Origin of the sequence: Collinsella sp. OM07-12 (genome assembly GCF_003438275.1) — a bacterium.
GTDB lineage: Bacteria > Actinomycetota > Coriobacteriia > Coriobacteriales > Coriobacteriaceae > Collinsella.
In genome coordinates, this window is the sequence record NZ_QSTQ01000014.1 from 1 (window position 1) to 25,409 (window position 25,409).

At 59.3% G+C, this 25,409-nt stretch carries 23 protein-coding genes and 2 tRNA genes; 1 reads left to right on the top strand and 24 read right to left on the bottom strand.

From position 1 onward, the window contains the following. Positions 1 to 404: 404 nt before the first annotated feature. From DXB98_RS06220 to DXB98_RS06245, 6 genes are all read right to left on the bottom strand, one after another. On the bottom strand, positions 405 to 548 hold the full coding sequence (locus DXB98_RS06220; protein WP_035137395.1) for a rubredoxin-like domain-containing protein: 144 nt from the start codon (positions 546 to 548) through the stop codon (positions 405 to 407). A 90-nt stretch (positions 549 to 638) separates the two neighbouring features. Continuing rightward, a complete protein-coding gene (locus DXB98_RS06225) occupies positions 639 to 1,142 on the bottom strand; it encodes a flavin reductase family protein (RefSeq protein WP_117743517.1) in 504 nt (167 codons plus the stop codon). A 231-nt stretch (positions 1,143 to 1,373) separates the two neighbouring features. Further along, positions 1,374 to 1,844 (bottom strand): SsrA-binding protein SmpB, encoded by a 471-nt coding sequence (gene smpB, locus DXB98_RS06230; protein WP_006235325.1) that lies wholly within the window; start codon positions 1,842 to 1,844, stop codon positions 1,374 to 1,376. Beyond that, on the bottom strand, positions 1,834 to 2,751 hold the full coding sequence (locus tag DXB98_RS06235) for a hypothetical protein (RefSeq protein WP_117743518.1): 918 nt from the start codon (positions 2,749 to 2,751) through the stop codon (positions 1,834 to 1,836). Before DXB98_RS06235 ends, smpB begins: the two co-directional genes overlap by 11 nt. 95 nt (positions 2,752 to 2,846) lie before the next feature. Next, positions 2,847 to 2,923, bottom strand: a tRNA-Glu gene (locus DXB98_RS06240). Between the two features lie 17 nt (positions 2,924 to 2,940). Next, a tRNA-Gln gene (locus DXB98_RS06245) sits at positions 2,941 to 3,014 on the bottom strand. A 266-nt stretch (positions 3,015 to 3,280) separates the two neighbouring features. Between DXB98_RS06245 and DXB98_RS06250 the strand changes: the two genes are divergently transcribed. Next, a complete protein-coding gene (locus tag DXB98_RS06250) occupies positions 3,281 to 3,691 on the top strand; it encodes a hypothetical protein (RefSeq protein WP_117743519.1) in 411 nt (136 codons plus the stop codon). Between the two features lie 212 nt (positions 3,692 to 3,903). Here the strand turns inward: DXB98_RS06250 and DXB98_RS06255 are convergent, their stop codons facing one another. The 18 genes from DXB98_RS06255 to DXB98_RS06350 form a co-directional block, all read right to left on the bottom strand. Continuing rightward, a complete protein-coding gene (locus tag DXB98_RS06255) occupies positions 3,904 to 4,263 on the bottom strand; it encodes an arsenate reductase family protein (protein ID WP_117743520.1) in 360 nt (119 codons plus the stop codon). 92 nt (positions 4,264 to 4,355) lie between these two features. Next, positions 4,356 to 5,408 carry a MupG family TIM beta-alpha barrel fold protein gene (locus tag DXB98_RS06260; RefSeq protein ID WP_117743521.1) on the bottom strand — a complete coding sequence of 351 codons (1,053 nt, stop codon included), beginning with the start codon at positions 5,406 to 5,408 and terminating at the stop codon, positions 4,356 to 4,358. Between the two features lie 117 nt (positions 5,409 to 5,525). Beyond that, positions 5,526 to 6,956, bottom strand: coding sequence for a PTS transporter subunit EIIC (locus DXB98_RS06265; RefSeq protein WP_117743522.1), 1,431 nt, complete (start codon positions 6,954 to 6,956; stop codon positions 5,526 to 5,528). A 57-nt stretch (positions 6,957 to 7,013) separates the two neighbouring features. Next, positions 7,014 to 7,937 carry an N-acetylmuramic acid 6-phosphate etherase gene (murQ, locus tag DXB98_RS06270; protein ID WP_117743556.1) on the bottom strand — a complete coding sequence of 308 codons (924 nt, stop codon included), beginning with the start codon at positions 7,935 to 7,937 and terminating at the stop codon, positions 7,014 to 7,016. Positions 7,938 to 7,947: 10 nt separating this feature from the next. Continuing rightward, positions 7,948 to 8,799, bottom strand: coding sequence for a MurR/RpiR family transcriptional regulator (locus DXB98_RS06275; protein WP_117743523.1), 852 nt, complete (start codon positions 8,797 to 8,799; stop codon positions 7,948 to 7,950). A gap of 245 nt (positions 8,800 to 9,044) precedes the next feature. Next, entirely contained in the window at positions 9,045 to 9,650 is a 606-nt protein-coding gene (locus DXB98_RS06280) for a recombinase family protein (RefSeq protein ID WP_117743524.1), read from the bottom strand. A gap of 177 nt (positions 9,651 to 9,827) precedes the next feature. Next, positions 9,828 to 11,963, bottom strand: coding sequence for a ribonuclease R family protein (locus DXB98_RS06285; protein ID WP_117743525.1), 2,136 nt, complete (start codon positions 11,961 to 11,963; stop codon positions 9,828 to 9,830). Positions 11,964 to 12,154: 191 nt separating this feature from the next. Further along, on the bottom strand, positions 12,155 to 13,075 hold the full coding sequence (gene ftsX / locus DXB98_RS06290) for a permease-like cell division protein FtsX (RefSeq protein ID WP_117743526.1): 921 nt from the start codon (positions 13,073 to 13,075) through the stop codon (positions 12,155 to 12,157). Further along, positions 13,062 to 14,282: a cell division ATP-binding protein FtsE gene (gene ftsE, locus DXB98_RS06295; RefSeq protein WP_117734381.1), complete on the bottom strand. Its 1,221-nt coding sequence runs from the start codon at positions 14,280 to 14,282 to the stop codon at positions 13,062 to 13,064. The genes ftsX and ftsE overlap by 14 nt, the downstream gene beginning before the upstream one ends. Before the next feature lie 450 nt (positions 14,283 to 14,732). Continuing rightward, complete coding sequence (locus tag DXB98_RS06300) at positions 14,733 to 15,674, bottom strand: transketolase family protein (RefSeq protein ID WP_006235309.1); 942 nt, start codon at positions 15,672 to 15,674, stop codon at positions 14,733 to 14,735. Between the two features lies 1 nt (position 15,675). Beyond that, entirely contained in the window at positions 15,676 to 16,506 is an 831-nt protein-coding gene (locus tag DXB98_RS06305) for a transketolase (protein WP_117734379.1), read from the bottom strand. A 207-nt stretch (positions 16,507 to 16,713) separates the two neighbouring features. Next, positions 16,714 to 17,604 carry a YitT family protein gene (locus DXB98_RS06310; RefSeq protein ID WP_117743527.1) on the bottom strand — a complete coding sequence of 297 codons (891 nt, stop codon included), beginning with the start codon at positions 17,602 to 17,604 and terminating at the stop codon, positions 16,714 to 16,716. Positions 17,605 to 17,745: 141 nt separating this feature from the next. Beyond that, the gene (prfB, locus tag DXB98_RS06315; protein WP_117743528.1) at positions 17,746 to 18,894 is read right to left on the bottom strand and encodes a peptide chain release factor 2; all 1,149 of its coding nucleotides are present in this window, start codon (positions 18,892 to 18,894) and stop codon (positions 17,746 to 17,748) included. After that, positions 18,894 to 21,701: a preprotein translocase subunit SecA gene (secA, locus tag DXB98_RS06320; protein WP_117743529.1), complete on the bottom strand. Its 2,808-nt coding sequence runs from the start codon at positions 21,699 to 21,701 to the stop codon at positions 18,894 to 18,896. Before secA ends, prfB begins: the two co-directional genes overlap by 1 nt. A 342-nt stretch (positions 21,702 to 22,043) precedes the next feature. Next, on the bottom strand, positions 22,044 to 22,469 hold the full coding sequence (rpmE, locus tag DXB98_RS06325) for a 50S ribosomal protein L31 (protein ID WP_006235303.1): 426 nt from the start codon (positions 22,467 to 22,469) through the stop codon (positions 22,044 to 22,046). A 674-nt stretch (positions 22,470 to 23,143) separates the two neighbouring features. Then, positions 23,144 to 23,569, bottom strand: coding sequence for a hypothetical protein (locus tag DXB98_RS06335; protein WP_117734375.1), 426 nt, complete (start codon positions 23,567 to 23,569; stop codon positions 23,144 to 23,146). Position 23,570: 1 nt separating this feature from the next. Further along, positions 23,571 to 24,230, bottom strand: coding sequence for a hypothetical protein (locus DXB98_RS06340; protein WP_117734374.1), 660 nt, complete (start codon positions 24,228 to 24,230; stop codon positions 23,571 to 23,573). 433 nt (positions 24,231 to 24,663) lie between these two features. Continuing rightward, complete coding sequence (locus DXB98_RS06350) at positions 24,664 to 25,404, bottom strand: ATP-binding cassette domain-containing protein (protein WP_158553158.1); 741 nt, start codon at positions 25,402 to 25,404, stop codon at positions 24,664 to 24,666. Positions 25,405 to 25,409: the final 5 nt, after the last annotated feature.

The following is a 25,409-nucleotide window of genomic DNA, read 5'->3' on the forward strand; positions in this document are numbered from 1 at the left end:
TCCTTGGTGACCATAGGAGCTCCTTCGCTTTCGCCTGCTATCTAAGCAAGAAAGATTATAGGAAAAGTCCCAGTATCCAAAGCGGTCTAACACAACGAGATATTTCTTCAGCCCCAACCTTTTGTCTCGATCTGTAACAAGTAGAGGGGGTTTACGTGCCTAAATGTTATAGATTGAGATTTTGAGAATGATGGTTTTGGTTTGTCTCGTTCTGTAACAGGAAGACCCGTTTTGAGCCGTTAGATGTTGCAGGTTAAGACAAAAGGTCGGCCGGACTCACAACAGACAGGATCGGCTATAGCAGCCGTGATCCCTTGGGGACGGAGGAAAAGGGCCCCGGCCGGGATATCCGACCGGGGCCCTTGGACAGAGCTATATGTTGCTGCAAGTCGTGTGTCTACGAGCTACTCCTCGACGAGCTCAAACTGATCGGGACCGACGCCACACACCGGGCACACGTAATCCTCGGGCAGTTCGGGCGTGTCGACCTCTACCTCGTAACCGCAAACGGTGCACACGAACTTGTACGTCTTCTTTTCCTCGGCCATGATGTTCTCCTCTCGAACGTGGCTGCTGATGTACTTTGCTTAATTAGTATATATTCTTAATAATATAATGCAAGAAGTTTTACCGCATTTCTACCCTTGGTACGAAGACGCCTTGGGCGGCGTCTTGCCCTTCAGGACCTTATGGTAGTAATCGTAGGTGAGCGGCGTCTCGTCGCTCAGGCGCTCGGCATCCTCGACCTCGCCGATAAACAGTAGATGCGTGCCCACATCCACTGTGTCGATCAAACGGCAGCTAAACAAGGCTGCCGCATGCTCGGGAACATAGGGCATGCCCAGTGCGGTCTCGCGCGTCTCGTACTTGGCAAATTTGTCATAGTTGCTGCTGGTACGGAATCCAAAGTTACCAATGTAGGGCATATCGGCCGTCTGATCGATCACGGTCAGCGCAAAGGCCTTGGCAGACGAGATAACGCTAGACGTGACATTTTCCTTGTTCACGGCAACCGAAATGCGCGGCGGCGTGGACGTCACCTGCACCGCGGTGTTGATAATGCAGCCGGCGCGCGACCCATCTGCCGCGGCACTCACCACATACAGCCCGCACGGCATCGTAAAGAACGCAGTTTTATCCAAAACGACCACTCCCCTAACTCGGAATTGAGCCTTGCAGATGTATATACCCCCAATGAGACATATGTGTCAGAACGGTAAGAAAAATGAGACACACGCAGCTGCGGTGAAAAGTCCCTGTTTAAGCCTGGATACCCAACAAACAGGAACTATTCCACCGCAACTTGCGAGGAGCAGACCGGGAGTACGACAACAGTGATGGATGAATATCCCTCCCCGCCCGGATATCAACTCTTAGCGATTACGCTCCTTAAGCGCGCGATCGATTTCGCGCTGAACGTCACGTTTGGCCATGTCCTCGCGTTTGTCGTAGAGCTTTTTGCCACGGCCCAGGCCCAACAGCAGCTTAACGCGACCATCGGTATTAAAGTAGAGCTCGAGCGGCACCAGTGCATAACCGCGGTTGCGTAGTTTGCCGTCAAGAAAATCAATCTCCTTGCGATGCAGCAGCAGACGGCGCCGGCGATCGGGATCACGGTTCCACACGCCACCGTGACTATAGGGATGGATGTGCAAACCCACCAGCCAGCACTCGCCGCCGCGAATCAGCGCAAAAGTATCGGTAATCTGACAGGCGCGCTCGCGAATCGACTTGACCTCGGTACCGCTCAACTCAATGCCGCATTCGAACGTCTCGTCGATAAAGTATTCGTGATGCGCCGAACGATTCTTGGAGATGAGCTTGCGCTCGCGCTTACTGGGCATCGCCGGCCTCCTCGGCGTCATCGGCTTTCCCGCTCGCGGCCTCGCGTTTGGCCTTGCGCTCGGCGTTGAGCTCGGCATCGCTTTCGCGCACCAGCTTAATGATCGCCGCACATGCCTCCTCGCCCACCAGGTCGCGGGCACGGACCGTCAGGCGCGTAGCCTCCTGCTTGTCACCGTCGCTCGCAGCGTCGGTCGCACACATAATCAGACAAATGGCAATCTCGGCCGAAGGCGAGGTCGGTACGCCCTGCAACGCCAGCTCGCCCATCACATGCTCATCACTCTCGTCGGCGGCATCCGGATAGGTGGTATGGATCTTGCTGAGCAAGCGCGTCGTATGTGAATCGCCAGGGGCCAAGCGCAGCGCCAGACGTGCGCAACCCACGGCCGCCGAGACGTTCTCGGTCTCGGGCTCCAAAAAGTACTGGCCCAAGTTGGCGTAGGCGCGGGCGGCGCACCTGCCGTCACTCGCACGCTCCAGCACCGAAAACGAAAGCGAAGCCCATTCCTGCTTGTCCTCGAGCGCACGGAACAGCTCGGCCAGATCCAGTCGGTAGTTGCAGTTCATGGGGTCCCAGCGCACGGCCTGCATCAAGGCATTGCGGGCGCTCACATAATCCTGCTGACGGATGTAGGCAAACGCCATGTCGGAGTACAGGCGATCAAAGGGCACCTCGACCTGCACCAGCTCGCGTGGATCCTTTTCCACGCGGCGGTAGGCCAGGCGCTCAAACTTGCTATCGAAGCTAAAGTACTGGCGGTTCTCCTCCGTTTTGCACTCGGCATCGATATACTCCTCGGCGAGCTCCACCAAACGCTCCAGCAGCGGCGTCGCCGTGGCCAGGTCTCCCTGCGCCAGGTAATTCTCGGCATACGTAATGTCTTGTAGGCTGACGGGCAGGTCCATGGCAACTCCTCGGTCCAGGTGAAACGCGGCTCATTCCACACATGCGGTGTATACACAAAACCCGGGTCTCTTGCGAGGCCCGGGCATTCAATTTGTGGTAGCCCGTACCAGATTCGAACTGGTGATCTCCGCCTTGAGAGGGCGGCGTCCTAAACCGCTAGACGAACGGGCCATATGTAGCAAATGCAATGGCTGGGATGGAGGGAGTCGAACCCCCATTGACGGAACCAGAATCCGCTGTCCTGCCATTAGACGACATCCCAATGACTGCACCGCTGCGCTCGGCTGTGCCTTTGCGCAAGAAAGAAATATACGGGAAGTCTCGCCGTGACGCAAGCCCCAATTTTGACTTTTTTAAAATTGGCCTGATTTTAGCCAGCCCGTGAAGGACCTGTGAAGCCGACCGCTGTACACGAAGGGCAAAACGCCGCGAGCGTTAGCCGTCAGCCGTTGGCAGATACTAACGCGAAAACGATAGCACCAGGCAACACAATCGAAGTATCAATAATCGCGTAGATATCGAGGCGCCATGGACGAAGAGTTTGATTACCTATGGGAGACCCTAGGCCTCGAGATTACTGATGACCTTTGGCCCGAACGGGACAAAATCCATCCCACACTGTGCCCCGCCATCACGGTGATGCAGGCAAATTACCGCCGCACCTCATTTTTGATCATGCGGACGTCATGGTATGCGGCGCTCCCCGACCTCAAGCGCATCCAGGCAAGCCTCGTCGAGCTGTCCGGCATGCCGACCGTCATATCCGAGACGAATCTGGAGCGGCGGCAGCGCGAGCGCCTGCAGCGGCAACGAATTCCGTTTATCTGCCCCGGCATTCAGGCATACCTGCCCTTTATGGACGAAGAGTACTGGAGCGACACGCCCGACAAGCACGTAAAGATCTACGACCCACACGAATGGGCGCAGCTGAAGGACTGACTGGGGCAGGCCCGCCCTGGAGTAGGCCCGCCGGCAGAAAGCGCATCCCAGATTTCAAGCTCAAACTGGTCCCCACTTTCCCGTCGCGCCCTCAACCGGAAACCGTGTCCCAGAATCAGCGCTCGAAACGGGATGTCATTTCCGATAGAGCCCTCAACCGGAAAGCACATCCCAGAATCAGCACTCAAAATGGGACGCACTTTCCGAAGCCGCTACAGCAACGCCTCGGTCCAAGCCGCTTCCCTAAAGCCGGGGATCGCAAAGTCGTCGCCCACCAGCAGCGGGCGCTTAACCAGCATGCCGTCAGTCGCCAGCAGCTCGCAGCATTCCTGGTCCGTCATACCTGCATCCAGGCGCGCTTTCAGACCAAGCTCTCGATATTTCATGCCCGACGAGTTAAAGAAGCGTCGCACCGGCAGCCCCGAACGAGCAATCCAGGTCGCAAGTTCATCGGCCGTGGGATTGTCCGTAACGATATCGCGGTCGATATACTCAACCCCATGTTCGTCCAGCCATGCCTTGGCCTTTTTACAGGTCGAACACTTGGGATATTCAACAAACAGCACTGCCATGGGAATCCTCCGAATATAGATCAGCCAACGCAGGTACACACCATACGAGGCGCCTTCGCATGATGAGGCAATTGTAGCCCACGGGTCACATGCTAAACGAACCGTACCCCGAATCCGCGTTTGATGAACGGCAACAGCTCCATTGCCTCGGGCTTGATATGGCCCGCAACGTTCATGCGCTCGTCACCGGGAAGATCGACCCGCGCAATCTCAAGCTCGCCTTCGTAGCGCCCATAGCCGCTATTGCTCACAGCGATCGACCCCGCCTTTCGCGGCAGGCCGGCACCGGTATCCGTCGGCACGGAATCCGGCTTAAGCGTCGTGCGCGACTCCTGAGACCTAAAGATGAGGGTGCTCGAATCGGGCCGGTCGTGATGAATCTGCCCACGTACATAGGCATAGCCGGACTCAAGCTCACATTGCAAATCCACGTATCCGGCAGAAACTTGAGCAAACTGTGCCCAACCCGCTTCGGAAAGATCGGGGTCGCCGACCAAAACAATGTCGCAATCGGCGCCATGTGCGAGCTCAAGCATGTTGAGGGCAACCTTTGACGCGCGACCGCGCTGCGCCTCAACCGTCGGCAGTCCCTCGAATACCGGCCCGCGAACGTTGGCATCACCCGGCACAAAAGCCATGATTTCGAAGCCAAGCGCCGCAAGACGAAGATTCGTCCGAGCAATGTCCTCCAGAGCTAAACCGGTATAAGGCTTGGGATAAAAATTGTGGCAGGCGGCAAAACGAGTCACATCGGCACCGGCTTCTCGCCACGATGCGATTTCATCAGAACTCACCGTCGATGCATTAACCACAATGCGAAATACACCGGACAGCTCCGCGACCCGCTGGGCACTAAAGCCATAATCCAAGCGCAGGTACTCCAGTCCCAGATCACGCAAGTCCTCCATGCGCTCAAGGCCCAGCAAATCGCATGTGCGCGGCCCCACATCGGCAATGAGCGCAATACCGCGAGCGGAAAGCAGCGACAGCACCTGGCGAACCTTATCGGCATACGCCGCTCCCCCATCCTCGGGAATATGCAGCGAGGTAAACGCATAGCGTGCACCCGCCGCGGCACCACGCTCAATCGTCCGCTCAATATCCTGCAGAGGACTGGAAAGATAAATCGAAATACCCGTTTTCACGCTTCAACGCTCCTTTAAAAAAGGCCGGCGGAGCAGTTAGCCCCGCCGGCACAACCATAGCATCAAGAAATCTGCCGCGCGCCGCGAGTTCTGAGTAACACGGCTCGCGATATCAAACTACTCGCCAAAGAACTCGTTGATCTTCTGCTCGTCGACGCCAAAGAGCCACGTCAGGACAAAGCCGGCGGCATAGGCAAGCAGCATAGCGGCAACGTAGCCGAGCTGCTGGCCAGGAACGACGATCAGCAGGCCAAACAGACCGGAAACGCCCTGAGAAACCGTGCCGATGTGAAGCAGCGCCGCGAGCGCGCCACCAAATCCGGCACCCAGGCAGGCCGTCACAAACGGGCGAACGAGCGGCAGCGTAACAGCATACATCAGAGGCTCGCCCACACCCAGGATTCCAACGGGAATGGACTCGGCGACGTACTTCTTGAGTTTGGCGTTCTTGGTCTTAAAGTACAGCGCCAGACCGGCACCGACCTGGCCGCCGCCAGCCATCATAAGGATGGGCAGCAGATAATTGATACCCTTGGTAGCGCCGTCGGGATCGTTGAGCATAGCGTGGATCGGCGTGAGCGCCTGATGCAGGCCGACGGACACCAGCGGCAAGAAGCCTGCCGACAGGATATAGCCGCCCAGGACGCCCAGCTTCTCGAAGATAAAGGTCAAAACGCTAAAGATGGCAGTCGTCAGCCATGCGCCAACCGGCTGGATGACGAGCATCAGAGCAAAGGCGCCGATGATGAGCACCAGCAACGGGGACAGGAACGTGTCGAGTGCGTTGGGCATAACCTTGCGAATCTGACGCTCCATCCAGGCAAAAAATGCACCAGCGATGAGAGCCGCGATCATGCCGCCCGCTGCGGGGTTGTACTGCGCATTAGTGAGCGGCAGCAGAATGGCAGTGGCAGGATCAGCCGCGCCAGGCGCAAGCAGGGGCATGGCACTGTTGGCGATACACATCATGCCGGCGATGCCGCCCAGCGCAGCGGAGCCACCAAACTCACGTGCCGCGTTATAGCCCACCAAGATGGGCAAATAGGCAAACAGGGCCCAGCCCATGGAACGAATGCCCTGGTACCACCACTCGCCTGCAAGCGCGCCTGCCGTCGAGACGTTAATGACGTTGCAGATACCGTTGATGAGGCCAGCCGCAATGATGCCGGGAAGCAGGGCGACGAAGACATTGGAAATCTTCTTGAGGAAGGCCTGAACCGGCTTGGACTCGTACTTGGCCTTCTGCGCGGCCTTGTTCGTGGCCGCAGCGTCAACCACGCTCTCGTCAGCAACGCCTTTCGCAAGGCCGGTGAGCTTGGAGAACTCCTCGAGCACCTTATTCACCTTGCCCGGACCCAGCACGATCTGCATCGTGTCGTCCTCGACCAGGCCCATCACGCCGTCGAGTGCCTTAATACCCTCCGTGTCGACGTTGCCCGTGTCTTTGACGGTCACGCGCAGGCGCGTCATGCACGCCGCGTTTGCGAGCACGTTGTCTTTACCGCCCAAAAGGTCCAGCAGCTTTTGAGCCAGCTCTTTGTTCGTCATAACTCCTCCTTGTATTGGGTATCTCGTCTGGATGTCATATCAGCTCACGCCGCGCACCTATTGGGCATCGGCATTGCTCTTCTCATGGCCACTCACCGCAGCACGGACATGGCCGCGCGCCCGCTCAAGAGCTACCGCAGCCTGCTCGGCATCGCAGTCCAGCAGTACCGAGACAATAGCGGTTTTTACGTGGCCGTCGGCATCTACAAGCGCCTGAACAGCGCGCTCGCGCGTGCAGCCGGTCGCCTCCATCACGATGTTCTGTCCGCGCACCACCAACTTCTCGTTCGTCTGCTGCACGTCGACCATCAGGTTTTGGTATACCTTGCCGATCTTGACCATGGCACCGGTCGAAATCATGTTGAGGATGAGCTTTTGAACCGTTCCCGCCTTGAGCCTCGTTGAGCCGGTCAGCACCTCGGGACCAGGCACGGGCTCAATGGCAAGATCTGCGCTCTCCCCGATCTTCGACCCTTGGTTGCAGGCAATTGCAATGGTCTTGCACCCAATTGCCTTGGCGTACACAAGGCCGCCCACCACATAAGGAGTACGGCCGCTTGCTGCCAGGCCAACGACAAAATCCTTGTCCGAGAGTCCACGCTCTCGCAGGTCGTTCGCGCCAAGCTCCTCGCTGTCTTCGGCACCTTCGACAGCCTTGATAAACGCCGTCTCGCCTCCGGCAATGAGCCCGACAATCAGATCGGGTGACACGCCAAACGTGGGCGGACACTCCGAAGCGTCGAGTACGCCCAGACGACCGCTGGTGCCTGCGCCCATGTAAAAGACGCGCCCACCGCGCTCGAGTGCCTCAGCAGCCCAGTCGATTGCTGTGGCAACCTGGGGCAGCACTTTTGTGACCGACTGGACGGCACGAAGATCCTCATCGTTCATCGTCGTGACGATTTGCAGCGATGTCATCGTATCGAGGTCCATTGACCTTTGATTACGCTGTTCGGTCGTGAATTTTGTTAAATCGAGCATTTCATTCACCTCATCTTTCCTGTTTCTCGATGTAGTTTTGCTTAATGACATGCGTCGCCCGTTCGTAGTCGCTGGCAACGTAAGCAGCGTACAGGGCATCGACAACCATAAGCTGGGCCATACGCGAAGCCATGGCACCGCTGCGGACCAAGGGCTCACTCGCAGCGACGCCGAGCACGGCATCGGCCATGGTGGCAAGCTTGGATGATCCATCTACTTTGGTCACGGCCACAACGGGACAGTTGTGGCGTTGGGCCTCGGCGGTGCAGTCCAGCACCTCTTGCGTCAAGCCCGAGTAGCTAAAGGCGATTGCCATATCGCCCTCATGCATGTTCTTGGCACACAAGAGCTGATCATGCCAGTCGTCGTACAGATGGCACTCTTTGTCGACACGCATGAGCTTTTGCGCCAGATCGTGTGCGACCAAACGAGAGGCACCGATACCGAACAGATTGACTGCGCGCGCCCGCTTAAGATGGGCCGCACATCGCTCCAAGACGGTGTAATCGAGCGTTCGCGCCGTCGCCTCGATCGTGCGCACGTTGCTTTTCATCACCTTCCCCACGATGCGTTCGACGCTGTCATCTATGGAGATGTCCTCGAGGGCAACGTCTTTCTTGTCACTCAAGAGCGCCAGCTCGGCAATCAGTTCGCGCTGGAACTCCTTGTAGCCCGCAAAACCCAAGCGCTTGCAAAAGCGCAAAATGCTCGAGGGCGAGGAGAACGTGGCATCGGCAAGACCGCGGACGGACAGCCCGACCACCTCGTGCGGATGAGCGCTTACATATGCGATGACATTGCGTTCCGCCGGGCTCGCGCTGAGCTCACGCTCGCGAAGCCGCAAAAGCAATCCGTTTGCCATCTCAAACACCTCCGTTGAGAAGAATTAAAGACCAACGAACGATTCGTACCGGATACAAACAGCTTTTACGGTACATTGTGCCGAATCGTGGCGCACAAAGGGCGAGCGTTCTACCGCTCGCCCCTCAAATCCGACCGCTCGGAAATACGCGCGACACAAAATAATTCAACAAGGTCGCATTATCGGTAACAGCCCTGTTACCGATAATGCCTCGCGTGGGCGCCAATCGGACGTGCCGCAAACCCCTACCCCGCCTCGCGCATCCAGCGATCGAACGTCCCCACGCACACGCCCAGGCGCTTTGCCGCCTGGCTGCGGGTAATATCGCCTGCCTCATAGCTATCGCGCACCAGCTCAAACTGAGGAGGGCACGGCTTGCGAGGTCGACCGAAACGGACCCCTCGCGCCCGCGCCGCTGCAATTCCCTCCGCCTGGCGCCGATGGATATTCTCGCGCTCCACCTGCGCCACGTAGCTCAGCAGTTGCAGCACTATATCGGCAATCAGGGTGTTGGTCACATCCGGCGCGCCGCTGGCCCTGGCGCGCGTGTCAAGCAATGGCATGTCCAACACCACAATGGCAACTCCGAGCTCCTTGGTAATGCGTCGCCATTCCTCAAGAATCTCGGAGTAATTACGACCAAGTCGGTCGATAGAAAGCACCACCAGCACGTCCCCGTCTCCCAGGACGTGCAGCAGCTCGCGATAACGCGGTCGATCGAAGTCCTTGCCGCTCGCATGGTCGGCATAAATATTCGCCGAGCCCACGCCATAGGCGCCCAGCGCATCCAGCTGCCGATTAAGATTCTGATCGCGCGAACTCACCCGCGCATAACCGTACACCGTCGCCATCTCATCCCCGCTTTCTTGTAAACCTGCCAAAAAGGGACAGGTTTATTTTGGTAGGTTTTACCTCTCAAATAGCAGGTAAGCGGGCGGCCGAGCAGAGGGCAAGGTGGCCACGATTCAAATGCGGAGGGCGGCCCCGAAAGACCGCCCTCCGCTCTCCCGCCACGAGTCGGGATTTAGCTAATGGATAAGCTTAAAGTCCAAGTGCCCGCGCGTGGTATTGACGCGCGAGACCTCGATGATCACACGCTGCCCCAGCTCGTAACGGGTGCCCGTGTCGGCACCTGTGAGCGTGAGCGCGTCCTCGTCGAACTCGAACCACTCGTTGCCCAGGCTCTTGATGGAAACCAAGCCTTCGACCTGCGTCAGGTCCAAGCGCACAAAGAGCCCCATGCTGCTGACCCACGAGACCGTTCCGGCATAGCGCTCGCCCAGGCGATCCTCGTAGTACTGGGCAATTTTGATTTTTTGCGTCGCATGGCTGGCGGCGTCGGCCGCGCGCTCGGCATCGCTGCACGCACGGCAAATTTGCGGCAGAATGCGCGGAAGCGACTCCCGGCCTTTTCCGATTAGCCTGGGCGTACGCACTAAGGCGTCTTTTCCACCCAGCTGTTCGTATGCCAACTGCAGTTTGAGCACGCGGTGCACCACCAGATCGGGGTAGCGACGGATGGGACTCGTAAAGTGACAGTAGCACGGCGCGGCGAGCGCAAAGTGGCCCTCGTTACGCGGTTTGTACAGCGCACGCTGCATGCTGCGCAGAAGCAGCGTGTTGACGAGCGGTGCGTTGGCCGTACCGGCGGCAGCATCAACTGCAGCCTGTAGCTCATCGGGACTCCCCAGGGCAATACCGGCAGCACGGCGATCGTCGATGATGCCTAGCTGCGCCAGCGCAACGGCGGCACCGTGCAGGCTATCGGGGCTCGGATCCTCATGCACGCGATAGCAGGCCTCGATATCACGGTCTGCCAGCCACTCTGCAACGCACTCGTTGGCGAGCAGCATGGCTTCCTCGATAAGCGACGTAGCACACGAACGCTCACGCGCGACAATCTGCACGGGTACTCCGTCCTCATCCAATAGAGCGCGGATCTCGGCCGTGTCAAAATCGACTGAGCCGCGGGCGCGACGAATGCGACGGCGAAGTTCGGCGAGTTCGTTGGCGGCGACAAGGAAATCGCCGAGGTCGACGTTGTAGCCGCGGGCGGCCTCCTCGCACGCAAGACCGCGCTCAAGCGCTTCCTCGCGCGAGGTCTCGGCAGCCGCAACATCCTCGGCCGCACCCTCCAGCACCGAATGCTCAACCGCGCCGGCACGCACCAGCAGCGCCTCGGCGCCGTCATAATCCATACGCACACGCGAGCGAATCACGCTGGGGTACGGATCGTAATGGCGAACGCGGCCCTGCGCATCGAGCTCAATGTCAACGGTAAACGCCAGACGGTCCTCGTCAGGGCGAAGCGAGCACAGGTCACAGGACAAGCGTTCGGGCAGCATGGGAAGCACGCGATCGGCCAGATACACCGATGTCGTACGATGGCGAGCCTCAAGATCGATATGCCCGTCCCAAGCCACATAGTGAGAAACGTCAGCGATATGCACGCCCAGTTTGTAGCCGCCCCCGGGTGTGCGCTCCAGCGAAATGGCATCGTCAAAGTCACGCGCGTCGACCGGGTCGATCGTGATGACAAAGCGGTCGCGCAGGTCGCGGCGAAGCGGATCTTTAAGCGCCGCGGTCACATCGAGCGAAAGTTCCTCGGCGTCGTCCAGCGCGGCCTCGGGATAGCTATCGGTATAGCCGTAACGCGCCATCACATATTGAACGCCCAAATCGGGCGCGTCATCTCCGCCAATGCGGCGCTCGATCGTCACGGTGCCCGATTCCAGGCGCGTCGGGTAGGTCAAAATGCGCGCGACAACGGCATCACCCGGGTGGACGCCCAGACAATCCGCCGAGGTATCCTCGGGCAGAATGAAGAAGTCGGCCTTCAGACGCGAATCGAGCGGCTCGATCACACCAAGCGGACCGGCGGTCTGGTACGTCCCCACCACGCTTATGGCTGCGCGCTCAACCACGCCTTCGATCACGGCACGCCGTTCACCGTGTGGGCTGTTCTTAATGCTCACGGCAACGGTATCTCCATCCATGATCTCGCGCTTACCGCGACCCATGACCTTGTAGTCGCCGTTTTCGGTTACAACGTAGGCGCTATGCTCATGGAGCTGCACGCGTCCGGTCAGGCTCGGACGGCGTTCGCTGCGCACCGGCCCGCGCTTATTGCGAGCTCCACGCTTATGCTTATTATTGCGCCCCATGGCGCCTCCTAACTATCGATGGTCGTTTACACCCCAAGAGTCTACCCAAATGGTCCTTGGGGGCGGAGGAAAACGAATCACATAGATAGACCAGCGCCACGATGATCCGCAATCCTGCCGTTCCCTAGGGATCAAAAAACGGGTCGCCCCATAAGAGACGACCCGTTGGAAGGGGTGAATTCCAGGCATGCCTACACGCGCAGGTAGCGGCGCATGGCGATGGCAGAACCAAAGAGACCGATAATCACGCCGACCAGAATCAGCGCAGCATAGGTCACCAGGTAGTACTGCATCGGCAGGGCAAACGACATCCAGCCGATGCTCTCCTGCAGACGCGGAATCATCAGATTACGCAGCAGCTCCAGAACGCCGATGGAAAGCAGCGAGCCCAAAATGGCCTGCAGTACGCCCTCGGTGATAAACGGGCCACGAATGAAGCCGTTGCTGGCGCCGACCAGACGCATAATCGCAATCTCACGACGACGCGCCGTGATGGACAGGCGAATCGTGTTGTTGATGAAGATGAATGCGATAAAGGTCAGAAGGCCAACGAGCACCACGGCGGCGATGCGGATGTAGTTGGTCACCTGGAACAGGCGGCTCACTTCCTCCTGGCCGTACAGCACGCTCGCGTTGACGTCGCCGTCATCCGCGATCTTCTGGAAATCGGCATTCTTCTTGAGCTTCTTGGCCGTGCTTTCGACCTGAGACGGATCGTCCATCTCAATCGCGAACGAGGCCGGAAGCGGGTTCTGGCCGTCGAGCGCACTCATGGTGGCATCGGCGTTGCCCGACATCTTGCTCGTATACTCGGCCAACGCGTCGTCCTTATCCTTATAGGTCACGGACTTGACGTTACTCCACGTCTTGAGCTCGGCCTCAAAGGCCTGGACGTCCGATTGGTCGGCATCATCGCTGATGAATGCGTTGATAACAACTTGATCCTCGACGGTGCCGATCACGGAGTTCAGCATCGCGGAGCCCATAATGAACAGACCGATGATAAACAGCGAAAGGAAGATCGTGATGACGGCGCCGAGCGAGGTAGTCCAGTTACGGAAGAAGTGGCTGATTGCCTCTTTGAAGGAGTAGCCCACGTTAGTTGGTGCCATAGTTGCCGTAACCTCCCCTCTCCTGGTCGCGGATAACGTGGCCGCCCTCGAGGGCGATCACGCGACGGTGCATGCTATCGACCATCTCGCGGTCGTGCGTGGCGACGATCACGGTGGTGCCGGTGCGGTTAATACGCTCGAGCAGCTTCATGATGCCCAACGAGATCGCCGGGTCGAGGTTACCCGTGGGCTCGTCGCAGATCAGCAGCGGCGGACGGTTGACCATAGCGCGGGCGACGGCAACGCGCTGCTGCTCGCCACCGGAAAGCTGGTCGGGCAGCGAGTCCATCTGATCGGCAAGACCGACCAGACGCAGCACCTCGGGCACCTGGCTGCGAATGACGCCCTTGGGCTTGCCGATGCACTGCAGGGCAAACGCCACGTTTTCGTAGGCGGTCTTTTGCGGCAGAAGCTTAAAGTCCTGGAACACGGCGCCAATCTGGCGGCGCAGGAACGGAACCTTGCGGTTCTTGATCTTCATGAGGTCCTGACCGGCAACCAGGATGCGGCCACTCGTCGGCTTGACGTCGCGGTTGAGCGTCGATAGCAGCGTGGTCTTACCCGAGCCGGAGTGACCGACCAGGAAGACGAACTCGCCCGGATAGATCTCGATGTTGATATCGTCGAGCGCGGGCTTGTTGGGCTGTGCCGGATAGATCTTGGTGACATGCTCCATAAGGATGACGGGCTCGACACCGGCCTGCTTGGCCATCTTCTTGCGGCTGGCCTGCGGATCGATGGGCGCAAACACCGACGTAAAATCGGGATTGTTGAGCGCGTTATCGAGGCTTGCGACCTCGGCTGCCTGATCGCTCTTGACCACCGGGGCAGCAGGCTGCGTGGGGTCGGGAATAGCGGCAAAGAGGCCGGACTGCGCAGGCTGAGGAACCGGCGTCGCAGGGGCCATGGGGTCGGGAATGCCGGCCATGGTAGGCTGCGGCGTGGCGGCGCCAGCCTGAGGCTGCTCCACGCGAGCGGTCACGGCCTGAACGGGCTCAAAACCCGCCGTGCCGGAAAGCGCGACATCGCTGGTGGGATTGTAGGCAAAGGGATCGGATGCCGGCTGTGCCTGATCTGCCGGCTGAGCGGGGGCCTGAGCAACAGGCTGGCCCTCTGAATCCGGAGTGGCGAAACGACTGCCCTGGACGCCTGTCTGCGTCTTGGGGGCATCATCGCCCGCACCGGAGGTACGGAAGTGGTTACCCACTGGTGCTCCTTATCGTCGTGCGTTTAAACTACATGAGCGCTTTGTATTTTAGCAGCATTAGCTTTGCTGCACATAAGAAGCATGGCGGGGTTTGGTCTCACCGGCCGCGCGTAGGGTTACCTCCCAAATCGTCCTCGGACATGTCGGAGCCCCCGCTGCGCACTACGCGCGGCGGGGCTCCTCCGTCCTGCGGAAAGATTTGGGAGGTAACCCTACGCGCGGCCTGCGGCTACTAAGGGGCCGCCGCGTTTATCTTACGGTGCTGCATATACAAAGTTGGAAGGGTCTGAATTGCACTTTGCTGGTCTGGGCCCGTTTCCCGGAGAAAGCCCTTGCTTGGTGCGGGCCTAATTTGTTTGTTGCCGACAAAAAACAGGGGCGTCCTCTTTGAGGACGCCCCTGCTATGGATTGCATACGGTTGCTGAAGCGATACTTTGCCTCGCCTTGCCTTATGCCAAGAACTCCTTGGTGGTCGCCACGATGTTGGCGGCGTCCAGGCCGTACTTGTGCAGGAGCTCTGCACCCGGGCCGGACTCGCCAAAGGTGTCGTTAACGCCAATCTTCTTGAGCGGCGTCGGGCACTGCTCGCACAGGACATCGGCAACGGCGCTGCCCAGACCACCGATCACGGAGTGCTCCTCGACGGTCACGACGTGGCCGGTCTTGGTAGCGCTCTTGACGATCAGGTCGGCGTCGATGGGCTTGATGGTGTGCATGTTGATGACCTCGGCGTCGATACCCTCGGCAGCAAGCTGCTCGGCGGCCTCGAGGGCCTCGCCGACCATCAGGCCACAGGCGATGATGGTGACATCGGCGCCCTCGCGCATGACGATACCCTTACCCAACTCGAACTTGTAGGTTTCGGGGTCGTTGATAACCGGCGAGGCCAGACGGGCAAAGCGCATGTACACAGGGCCGTCGCACTCGTAGGCGGCGCGCGTCACGGCGCGGGCCTCGACGTCGTCGGCGGGAACGATAACGGTCATGCCAGGGATAACGCGCATGAGGGCGATATCCTCGCAGCACTGGTGCGTGGCGCCGTCCTCGCCCACCGAGATACCGGCATGCGTGGCGCCAATCTTAACGTTGAGATGCGGATAGCCGATGGAGTTGCGGACCTGCTCAAAGGCGCGGCCGGCGGCGAACATGGCAAAGGTGCTCGCAAAGGCAACGCGGCCGGTGGTCGCGATACCGGCGGCAACACCCATCAGGTTGCTCTCGGCGATACCCACATCGAAGAAACGATCGGGGCAGGCGGCCTTAAACTTGCCGGTCTGCGTGGCGGCGGCCAGGTCGGCGTCGAGGACCACAAAGTCGTCGTGCTCGTTGGCGAGCTCGACGAGGGCCTCGCCGTAGCTTACGCGCGTGGCGATTTTCTTGACGTCTGCCATCCTAGAGCTCCTCTCCGGCGGCCGTGAGCTCTGCCATGGCCTGCTCAAACTGTTCATCGTTGGGGGCCTTGCCGTGCCAACCCACCTGGTTCTCCATAAAGGAAACGCCCTTGCCCTTCATGGTCTCGGCGATAATGGCGGTCGGCTGGCCCTTGGTGGCGCGGGCCTCGGCAAAGGCGGCGCGGATCTGATCGAAATCGTTGCCGTCGGCAAGCTCCACCACGTGGAACTTAAAGGCGCGGAACTTGTCTGCCAGCGGCATGGGGTCGTTGACCTCCTCGACGGGACCATCGATTTGCAGGCCGTTGTGGTCAACGATCACGCAAAGGTTATCGAGCTGCTGGTTGCCGGCAAACATGGCGGCCTCCCAGACCTGGCCTTCCTCGCTCTCGCCATCACCCAGCAGGGCGTAGGTGCGATAGTCATCGCCCCAGTGCTTGGCGGCAACCGCCATGCCCACGGCGGCGGAGATGCCCTGGCCCAGCGAGCCGGTGGACATATCGACGCCCGGGGTGTCGTTCATGTTGGGGTGGCCCTGCAGGTGGCTACCGATATGGCGCAGCGTCTCGAGATCCTCCTTGGGGAAGAACCCACGCTCGGCGAGCACGGCGTACAGACCCGGAGCACAGTGGCCCTTGGAGAGCACAAAGCGATCGCGGTCGGCCTTGTGGGGATCAGCCGGGTCGACGTTCATTTCCTCAAAGTACAGATAGGTCATGATGTCGGCAGCGCCGAGCGAACCGCCCGGATGGCCGGACTTGGCAGCGTGCACGCCGGTGACGATGCCCTTCCTAACCTCGTTGGCAACCTTTTTGAGCTCTTCGTCGCTCATTGTGCCTTCCTTTCATCCTCATTAGACAAAATGCGCACGGCACAGAAGGTAATCCCAACACAGCCGCAATGCACGTACGTCATTCATTATGCTGGAAACTGATGGCTTTACCAGACTTTTTATCATTATTTGAGCAATTTAGCAGGCAGACCCACTGATGAAACGGTTTATCAATGTGAACGTCTTTTGGATGGGGCGCAGCCTGCCCTACGCGTTAATGTCCTTGAATCCCTCGCCAAAGGTTTCCGTAACATCGGCAACCGTCACAATGGCGTGAGGATCGCGCTCGCGCACGATCGTCTTCAGGGTGTTGAGCTCTCGACGGCTCACGATGACCATAATCACCGGCTTCTCGGCGCCCGAATACATACCGGTCGCCTTTAACTTGGTGCAGCCGCGGCCCAGGCCATACATGATGTCGGCCGCGATATCGGGGAAGTTGTCCGAGATGATGAGCACCATACGACGCTTGTTGCCGCCATCGACCACAGCATCGATCACGTAGCCGCTGATCACCATCGAAAGACCTGCATACAGCGCGTTTTCGACCGAAAAGACCGGGGCCGACAGCGCGCACACGGCAACATCGATCGCCATGACGGTGGAGCCCACCGGTAGCGACGTATTGCGCGAGATGATCTGGCCGATCGTGTCGGAGCCGCCGGTGTTGGCACCGGCGCGCAGCACCATGCCGTAGCCGATGCCCGTGATAATGCCGCCCCACATAGCGGGCAGCATCAGATCGGCATGTGCCAACGGCGCCACAAACGGAGCGAACAGGTCGGTGAAAAAGCCCAGCAGCACAAAGCCCGTCGCGGTCTGCACCACATAGAACATGCCGCCCTCGCGCATAACGACCAGCAGCAGCAAGGCATTCATCACGATGGTCTGGATACCGACGGGAAGCGATATGCCATGCGAGGCGCCGACCGCCTGGATAATGGTGGCAAGGCCCGTAACGCCACCGGCAGCAAGGCCGTTGGGAATCAAAAACAGGTCGGTCGCAATAGCGGCCAGAGCGCACCCCAACATAATCTGGGGCAGATCGCGAAAGAAGTTCATCGAAAGAATGCGCTTGATGTCCAGACGATATGCCATGCTGCCTCCCTCAAAAAAGCGCACCCAAACGGATGCGCTTTGAGCTTCTTCTTGTATTCGATTTTACCGATTCGCCGACCAAATACCACCCCCGCTCAGGGTCCGTATTGGCCACATCTGCCCAAAGCCAACCCTATGGGTTTAGACAGACGGGGCCTCCGCATCGGCGTTGCCGGTTGCCCAGCGATGGTAGCCGATCACAAACGGATCCAGATCGCCATCGTCGAGAACGGCCTCGACGTTGCTGGTCTCCACACCCGAGCGCAGGTCCTTGACCATCTGATACGGGTAGAGCACGTAGCTGCGAATCTGGTTACCAAAACCGATCGTGGTCTTGGGTCCACGAATCTCGTCGAGCGCCTCGGCGCGCTTCTCGAGCTCGATCTCGTACAGACGGGCCTTGAGAATCTGCATGCACGCGGCCTTGTTTTGAATCTGGCTGCGCTCGTTTTGGCAAGTGACAACGATGCCGCTGGGAAAATGCGTCACGCGTACGGCGGAGTCGGTGGTGTTGACGCCCTGTCCGCCCGGGCCGCTCGCGTGATACACGTCCACGCGGATATCGTCGGGACTGATCTCGATGTCGATATCGTCAGGCAGCACGGGGATGACCTCGACGCCGGCAAACGTGGTCTGGCGGCGCTTCTTGTCGTCGGTGGGGCTAATGCGCACCAGACGGTGGACGCCGGCCTCGGCGCGCAGCATGCCAAACGCGTCCTTGCCCTCGACAGTAAAGGTCGCACGGTCGATGCCGATGACCTCGGCTGCGGGGCAGTCGTTAATGGTGACCTTCCAGCCGCGACGCTGGCAGTACTTCATGTACATCTTGAAGAGCATGAAGGTCCAGTCCTGCGCCTCCAGGCCGCCCTGTCCGGGTTTGATGGTCACAATCGCGTCGCCGTGATCGAACTCACCGGTAAACCAGCTCGAAAGCTCGAGCTCGTCGATAGCGCGGGCCAGGCGTTCTGCCGTAGCGGCAGCCTCCTCGCGCAATGCGGCGGCATCGGGGTCGTCGCCCATCTCCTCGGCAAGCTCCAGCGCCGCGCGGGCGTCAGATAGCTCGCCGCGCGCGGTATCCACGGCAGCGATATCTTCCTTGGCGCGAGCGATCTCCTCCATGGTGGCGCGAGCGGCGTCGGCGTCATCCCAAAAGCCGGGGGCCACGCTTTTGGTCTCGAGCTCGGTCACGCGCGTGCGCTTCTCGTCCAAATGAAGATACGACTCGACCTCGCCGAGCCGGTCCGCAAACGCGTCCAGCTCGGCGGGCGTTACCTCTAAAGCCTCGGCCATTAACGATTCCTGCCGTGGCAGTACTTGAACTTCTTGCCGCTGCCGCAGGGGCACAGGTCGTTGCGGCCCACGTTGACATAAGGGTCATCGCTCTCGGACTTGCGGTAGGTGGTCACCTTGCCACCGTTGTTGACGGCAGCCGGGCCTCCCTGGACGACCGTACGGGCTTGCACCTGTGCCTGCTTGCGCAGCACCGAGTTGCCGTTGTCGCCATCGACATCGGCGGGGCCGGAGAAGTGTGCACCCTCGAGCGCAGGGTCCTCCTTGTGCTCCACGGCGTGCGGGGCGGCCTTGATCTCGATGCGCAGGACGGTGCGCAGGTAATCCTCGTACATGGTGTCGACGAGCATCTGGAAGGCACCATAAGCCTCGGTCTTGTACTCGACCAGCGGGTCGCGCTGACCAAAGCCGCGCAGTCCGATACCGGTCTTGAGGTAGTCCATCTCCTGCAGGTAGTTCATCCAGCGGGTATCGATGACGCGCAGCATGACCTGGGTGTTGAGCTCGCGCATGAGGTCCTCACCCAGGCGCTCGGCCTTCATGTTGTAGCACTTCTCGACGTAGGCCAGGACATCGGCAGCCAGGGCCTCAAAGTCCTCGTCGGGGAACTTGGGCGTATCGATATGCCCGGTGAGCTCCACGACCCACTTGCGCAGGCCCTCGAGATCGCGCTCGCCATCGTGGCTGTCCTTGGTGCAGAACTCCTGCACGCAGCGGTACACGGTGTCGTGCATGACCTCGGTGATGTGGTCGGTCAGATCCTTGCCGTCCAGAATCTTGTTGCGCTCGGCGTAGATGACCTGGCGCTGCTTGTTCATGACGTCATCGTACTCGAGGACGCTCTTGCGCATGGAGAAGTTGATGCTCTCGACCTTGTGCTGGGCGCTCTCGACGGCCTTGGAGATGATCTTGTGCTGGATGGGCATGTCGTCGCCCATGTCGGCCGTGACCATCATCTTGGAGACGCGGTCCATCTTGTCGCCACCGAACAGGCGCATGAGGTCGTCCTCGAGCGACAGGTAGAACTGGGTCTCGCCCGGATCGCCCTGACGGCCGGAGCGGCCGCGCAGCTGGTTGTCGATACGACGGGACTCATGGCGCTCGGTGCCGATGACGGTCAGACCGCCGGCGGCAAGCACGCGCTCGCGCTCGGCCTTGCAGGTCTCCTTGGCCTCGGCGTTAAACTGCTCGAGCTGCTCGGGTGTCACGTCCTCCATGGTCAGGCCCTCGTACTCAAGGCGCTCGCGCACCAGCTCGTCGGGGTTGCCGCCCAGCAGGATGTCGGTACCACGACCGGCCATGTTAGTAGCGATGGTCACGGCGCCGTAGCGTCCGGCCTGCGCAACGATATGGGCCTCGCGCTCGTGGTGCTTAGCGTTGAGGACCTCGTGCGCGATGCCGCGCTTGGTAAGGGCGGCTGACAGCTTCTCGGAGCTCTCGATGGAGACGGTACCCACCAGGACCGGCTGGCCCTTAGCGTGGCGCTGCTCAACGTCGTCGGCAACGGCGTTGTACTTAGCCTGAATGGTGCGGTAGACCAGGTCCTCGTGGTCCACGCGCTGCACGGGTCTGTTGGAAGGAATGACCTCAACGGGCAGCTTGTAGATCTCGCGGAACTCGGCGTCCTCGGTGAGTGCCGTACCGGTCATACCGGAGAGCTTGTCATACAGGCGGAAGTAGTTCTGCAGGGTGATGGTCGCCAGCGTCTGGTTCTCCTCGCGCACGAGCACGCCCTCTTTGGCCTCGATGGCCTGGTGCAGGCCCTCGGAGTAACGGCGGCCTTCCATAATGCGGCCGGTGAACTCGTCGACGATCTTGACCTCGCCGTTGGTGACCACGTACTGCTTATCGCGGTGGAACATGTACTGGGCCTTCAGCGCCTGCTGCAGGTGGTTGACCAGCTGGCCCGAGAGATCGGCGTAGATGTCCTCGATGCCTAGGCGGCGCTCGATTTTCTTAAGGCCACGCTCGGTGGCGGCAATGGTGTGCTTGGCCTCGTCCATGACATAGTCGCCCGTGGGCTCGACGTCCTCGGTGGCGGTGAGCATGTCGTGCGACACGTCCTCGCCGCGCTCAAGGCCACGCACGGCACGCGCGAAGTCCTTGTAGGTACTGGCGGACTTGGTACCAGCGCCCGAGATGATCAGCGGGGTGCGGGCCTCATCGATCAGGATGGAGTCAACCTCGTCGACGATGGCGTAGTTGTGGCCGCGTTGCACGCGCTGCTCGGGACGGGTAACCATGTTGTCACGCAGGTAATCAAAGCCGAACTCGGAGTTGGTGCCGTAGGTGATGTCGGCCTGATAGGCCGGGCGCTTGAGCTCGAGCGGCATGTTGTTCTGGAGCAGACCGACGGTCATGCCCAGGTACTTATAGATGCGGCCCATCCACTCGGAGTCGCGCTTGGCAAGGTAATCATTGACAGTAACGACGTGCACGCCCTTGCCGGCAATAGCGTTGAGATAGCCAGCCAACGTGGAGACGAGGGTCTTACCTTCGCCGGTCTTCATCTCGGCGATGTGGCCCTCGTGCAGTGCCATGGCGCCAATAAGCTGCACGTCAAAGTGGCGCATACCCATGGTGCGCTTGGAAGCCTCACGCACGGTGGCAAAGGCCTCGGGGAGCATGTCGTCGAGCGACTCGCCGTTGGCGTAACGCTCGCGGAACTTATCGGTCTGGCCGCGGAGTTCCTCCTCGGTCATCTTCTCAAACTGGGGCTCAAGACCGTTGATCTGGTCGACGATCTTGTAGTAGCGCTTGAGGTCCTTATCGGATCCAAAGGACAGCAGCTTTGACATGAATCCCATGTGGTTTTCCTTTTTGGCCATCGCCCGTGGCATAAAACCTTGGACGAGTTAAACACAGATATTTGTACTTTAGCCAAACAAGGCGCCGCCTATGCGGTCGACACGCTCGACCACGTAATAACTACGACAGCCTGCCAAAAAGGGACTGGTTTATTTTGGCGGCTTTTATCTGGGAAACCGCTGCCTCTCTCTGCCATTTGGTGCAAGCTAGCCCGTCCCCTTCGCACCAACCTGGCGCAATGGGGACGGGCTAGCTTGCACCAATAAAAAGAAAAGGGCCGCGCACCCAAACGGATGCGCGGCCCTTATGCCATGAATGCGAGTGTTTCCGCGGCGAGCTACTTACTCAGCAGCCTCGGTGGTCTCGGCCTCGGCAGCGGCCTCCTCGACGGGAGCCTCTGCGGGAGCCTCGGCGGCCTGCTTGGCAGCCTCCTCGGCAAACTTAGCGGCACGCTTAGCCTTCTCGGCAGCCTTAGCCTCAGCGGCGGCCTTGCGAGCGGCCTCGGCCTCAGCAGCCTTGGCGGCCTTGGCAGCCTTGGCCTCCTCGGCCTTCTTGAGCTGAGCGGCAGCGGCGCCACCGAACTTGTCGGCGAAGCGCTGGACGCGTCCACCGGTGTCGACGAACTTCTGCTGGCCGGTGTAGAACGGGTGGCACTCGTTGCAAAGCTCGACCTTCATCTCGGACACGGTAGCGTGCGTCTTGAAGGTGTTGCCGCAGGAGCACGTCACCGTGCACTCGACATACTGGGGATGGATACCCTGCTTCATGGTAGGACTCCTTATTGGTCAGGCGCTGGTTACCGATCAGCGCATAAGGCGTCTTGGTTTCCGACCAAGACAACAAACTCGGCTATGGTACCACGGCGCCGCGTGTCCCACAAAAGGTTCACGGTCTTTTCGGCACAACGCGAGGAAAAATGACCCACGGATTACCGACAAATGGTCCCATGAATTACCTTCAAAACGACCCACGCACTGGTAGAACGTTGCAAATTTCAACGTTCTGGAATCGTGGGTGCTGACGGTTTGCCATTGCGAGAGGCATGGCGGCTCGACCATCAGGATAATCTCGGCGAGAAAATCGACGAGGACAGAGGGACGGCAGTATTGGAGCTATCGAAACGAATGGCAAGGACGAGATTATGGAGATGCCCGCCGAGGTCGACTTCTCCGACAGCGTTCCGAACCCCTACATCGGGAAGGTGCGCCGCCGCGTCACTATGAACATCGACGGCTAGAACATCGACTACTTCAAGGCGGAGTCCGCCCGTACAGTGGTGCCGTATCAAGTCATCATCAGCATGTACCTGGCCGAGTGCCGCGGGCGGAGGAAGCGTCTGACGTTCGCGAACTGCAGTGGTGAGCATTCCCGCTTGGGCAGTAAAAGGAAGAGGGGGCTGGCAAGGCCAGTCCCCTCTTCTCTCATGACACTCGATTTGCATTTACGGCACGACGAAAGCCGGGCCGCTGGTTACCTTGTCAAATTCGAGCACCGACGTTCCGGTGTTCAAATAAAGGCTTCCTTGGTTTCCGTCTGCGGAGGCGTAAGCCAGGTGGACAAATCCGTAATCATCTCCTGATTGGTCGGCCAACATGAAGATGTTCGGATCGCCGGTTGTCTCAAATGAACCGTCGGTCACATTTCCATTGCTGTCGACGATTTGCCACCTGTTTTCGTCTTCCCCAAGGAAGGAGAGCTGGGTTAAGCCGGTCTCGTGGTCTCGGTACACTCCGTCTAGGCGGAACCCTTCGGAAATGCCATGTTTCAAGGTGTTCGCATCTTTTATGGATACGGCAGAGACTGCGATTGCGGCTATCGCGACCAATAACGCCAGCGCAATGGGTATTTTGGCGGAGCCGGTCTTCATGTCAGCCTACTTTGCGCTTGCCGAGAGCCATGCTGTAGAACGTGTTGGTGGCCATCTTTGCGTAGACCCTGCGTACCCCGTTCGTCGTCTCATAGACGACGTAGGGTTGAATCTTGTGGGTCACGTTCGCCGTCGCCTTGTAGAAGCCCGATCCGGAAATGTTGACCGCGTACCCCGTCACGCTGAGGGAGCGATTTGCCTTCGGGATGGAAACGCTCACGCTGCCAACTCCTCCGGGAAGGGATACCGACACACCGACCGATCCGCCGCCGGAAGGTGATACGAAGATAGAGCCACCTCCCGATATCTGCACGCCGCCCGCCGGCTGTCCGGCGACGTCATGCCATCCAGTGCTCTTGTTTACCACGCTGCCGTATACCGTGTCGTAGGTCGGACGTCCCCCGGCTCGTGCGTCGCCATCGTACCCGGCGAGGGCTTGCTCGATGATTTGCGCAGCTTCTTCCTCCGCGCGTTCGCGGAGCATCGCGTCAAACTGGTTTTCAGTGAGGTCGGGGCGAACGAAGTAGTCGATTCGATTCTGATCAAGTGTTTGAAATTCCGCCGCTAACACCCCTTTTGGCATCAGTAGGGAGATTCCTCCAACCGCCGCTGCGGCGATAGCGGCTCGCCTGGTGATCCCGGTTTCGACGATTTTCTTCATTGTGTCCTCCTAACGGACGTCTTGGATAGAAAACATCTCCTTTCTCAAAATTGCCCCTGATAACGTGATGATTCCTCGCTCGTTCATATTGCCGTTGGCTTGGGTTGCGCGCGTATTGAATGCGTCGACAAAGCTCTGCATGCCCTGCTTCATAAAGAAGGGGCCGAAGATGGGTGAATTGAACGCGATGGGGACGGAGAAGGCTGCGGCAAGAACGAGCGTAGAGATCCATACGGCCCTGTCTCTTAGGATTAGTTTGAGAAGAAGTCGACAGTACATTTAGAAGCACCTACATTTCTCAAAGCATCGTTAGTTTAATTAATGACAGACCGAATGAAGATACGTGCGACGGGGGCGAGGCAAATGGCTGAGCGGTATTGATACGCGGGTTCAACGGTATCATATTGACCACATAGATTTTTAACTTGCATTTCTACCCGCCCTTTTCGTAGAGTCGCCGATACGTGCTTAGCGCACCCTCGGCGCGTCCGGCAGGCTTTGCGAAATGGGATCCACGAGACTTCGGCGCAGTATCATCTTGCGGGATGCTTCTAATGAGCCTCCCATCCTTCAAAAACAGAATCTCATCGCACTGCCTATCGACCGAATCCAAGATGTGGGATGACATGATGATGCACGTACCAGAATCGGCCAGCTTCCTGAGGATCTCTGAATGCAAGTCCACCCTGCTGGGGTCGAGCGCGTTCATGGGCTCATCTAATAGAAGGTACCGCGCACCCGTCGCATACGCAATCGCCAGGGTAAGCTGCTGCTTCATGCCCTGGCTCAGAGTACGGATCCTCATCTTCGCGAACTCGCCTATCTGCGTTTGTTCCACTATCACTTCGATATCGCGAGCATGTGGCCACATATCGCAAACCATCTTGAGGTGATCTTCCGCACGCAATCCGGGATACAGCAGCGTCCCCTCACCAGGTGCGTAGAAGATCATAGAACGGACCTCTCTTGTACCCGTGCCCTGCGCCTCATCCAGAACGATGCTCCCGTCCACGCGAGGACCCGGCAAACCTGCCATCGCCCGCAGCAACGTCGTCTTTCCATGCCCGTTCGGAGCGACGAGACCGTAGACCGTACCCGGGGCAAACTCAGCGTCCACCGAATCTACGAGTACCTTCTTTCCATAAGAGATCGTCAGCGTTTGAAGGCCAATCATCGAGA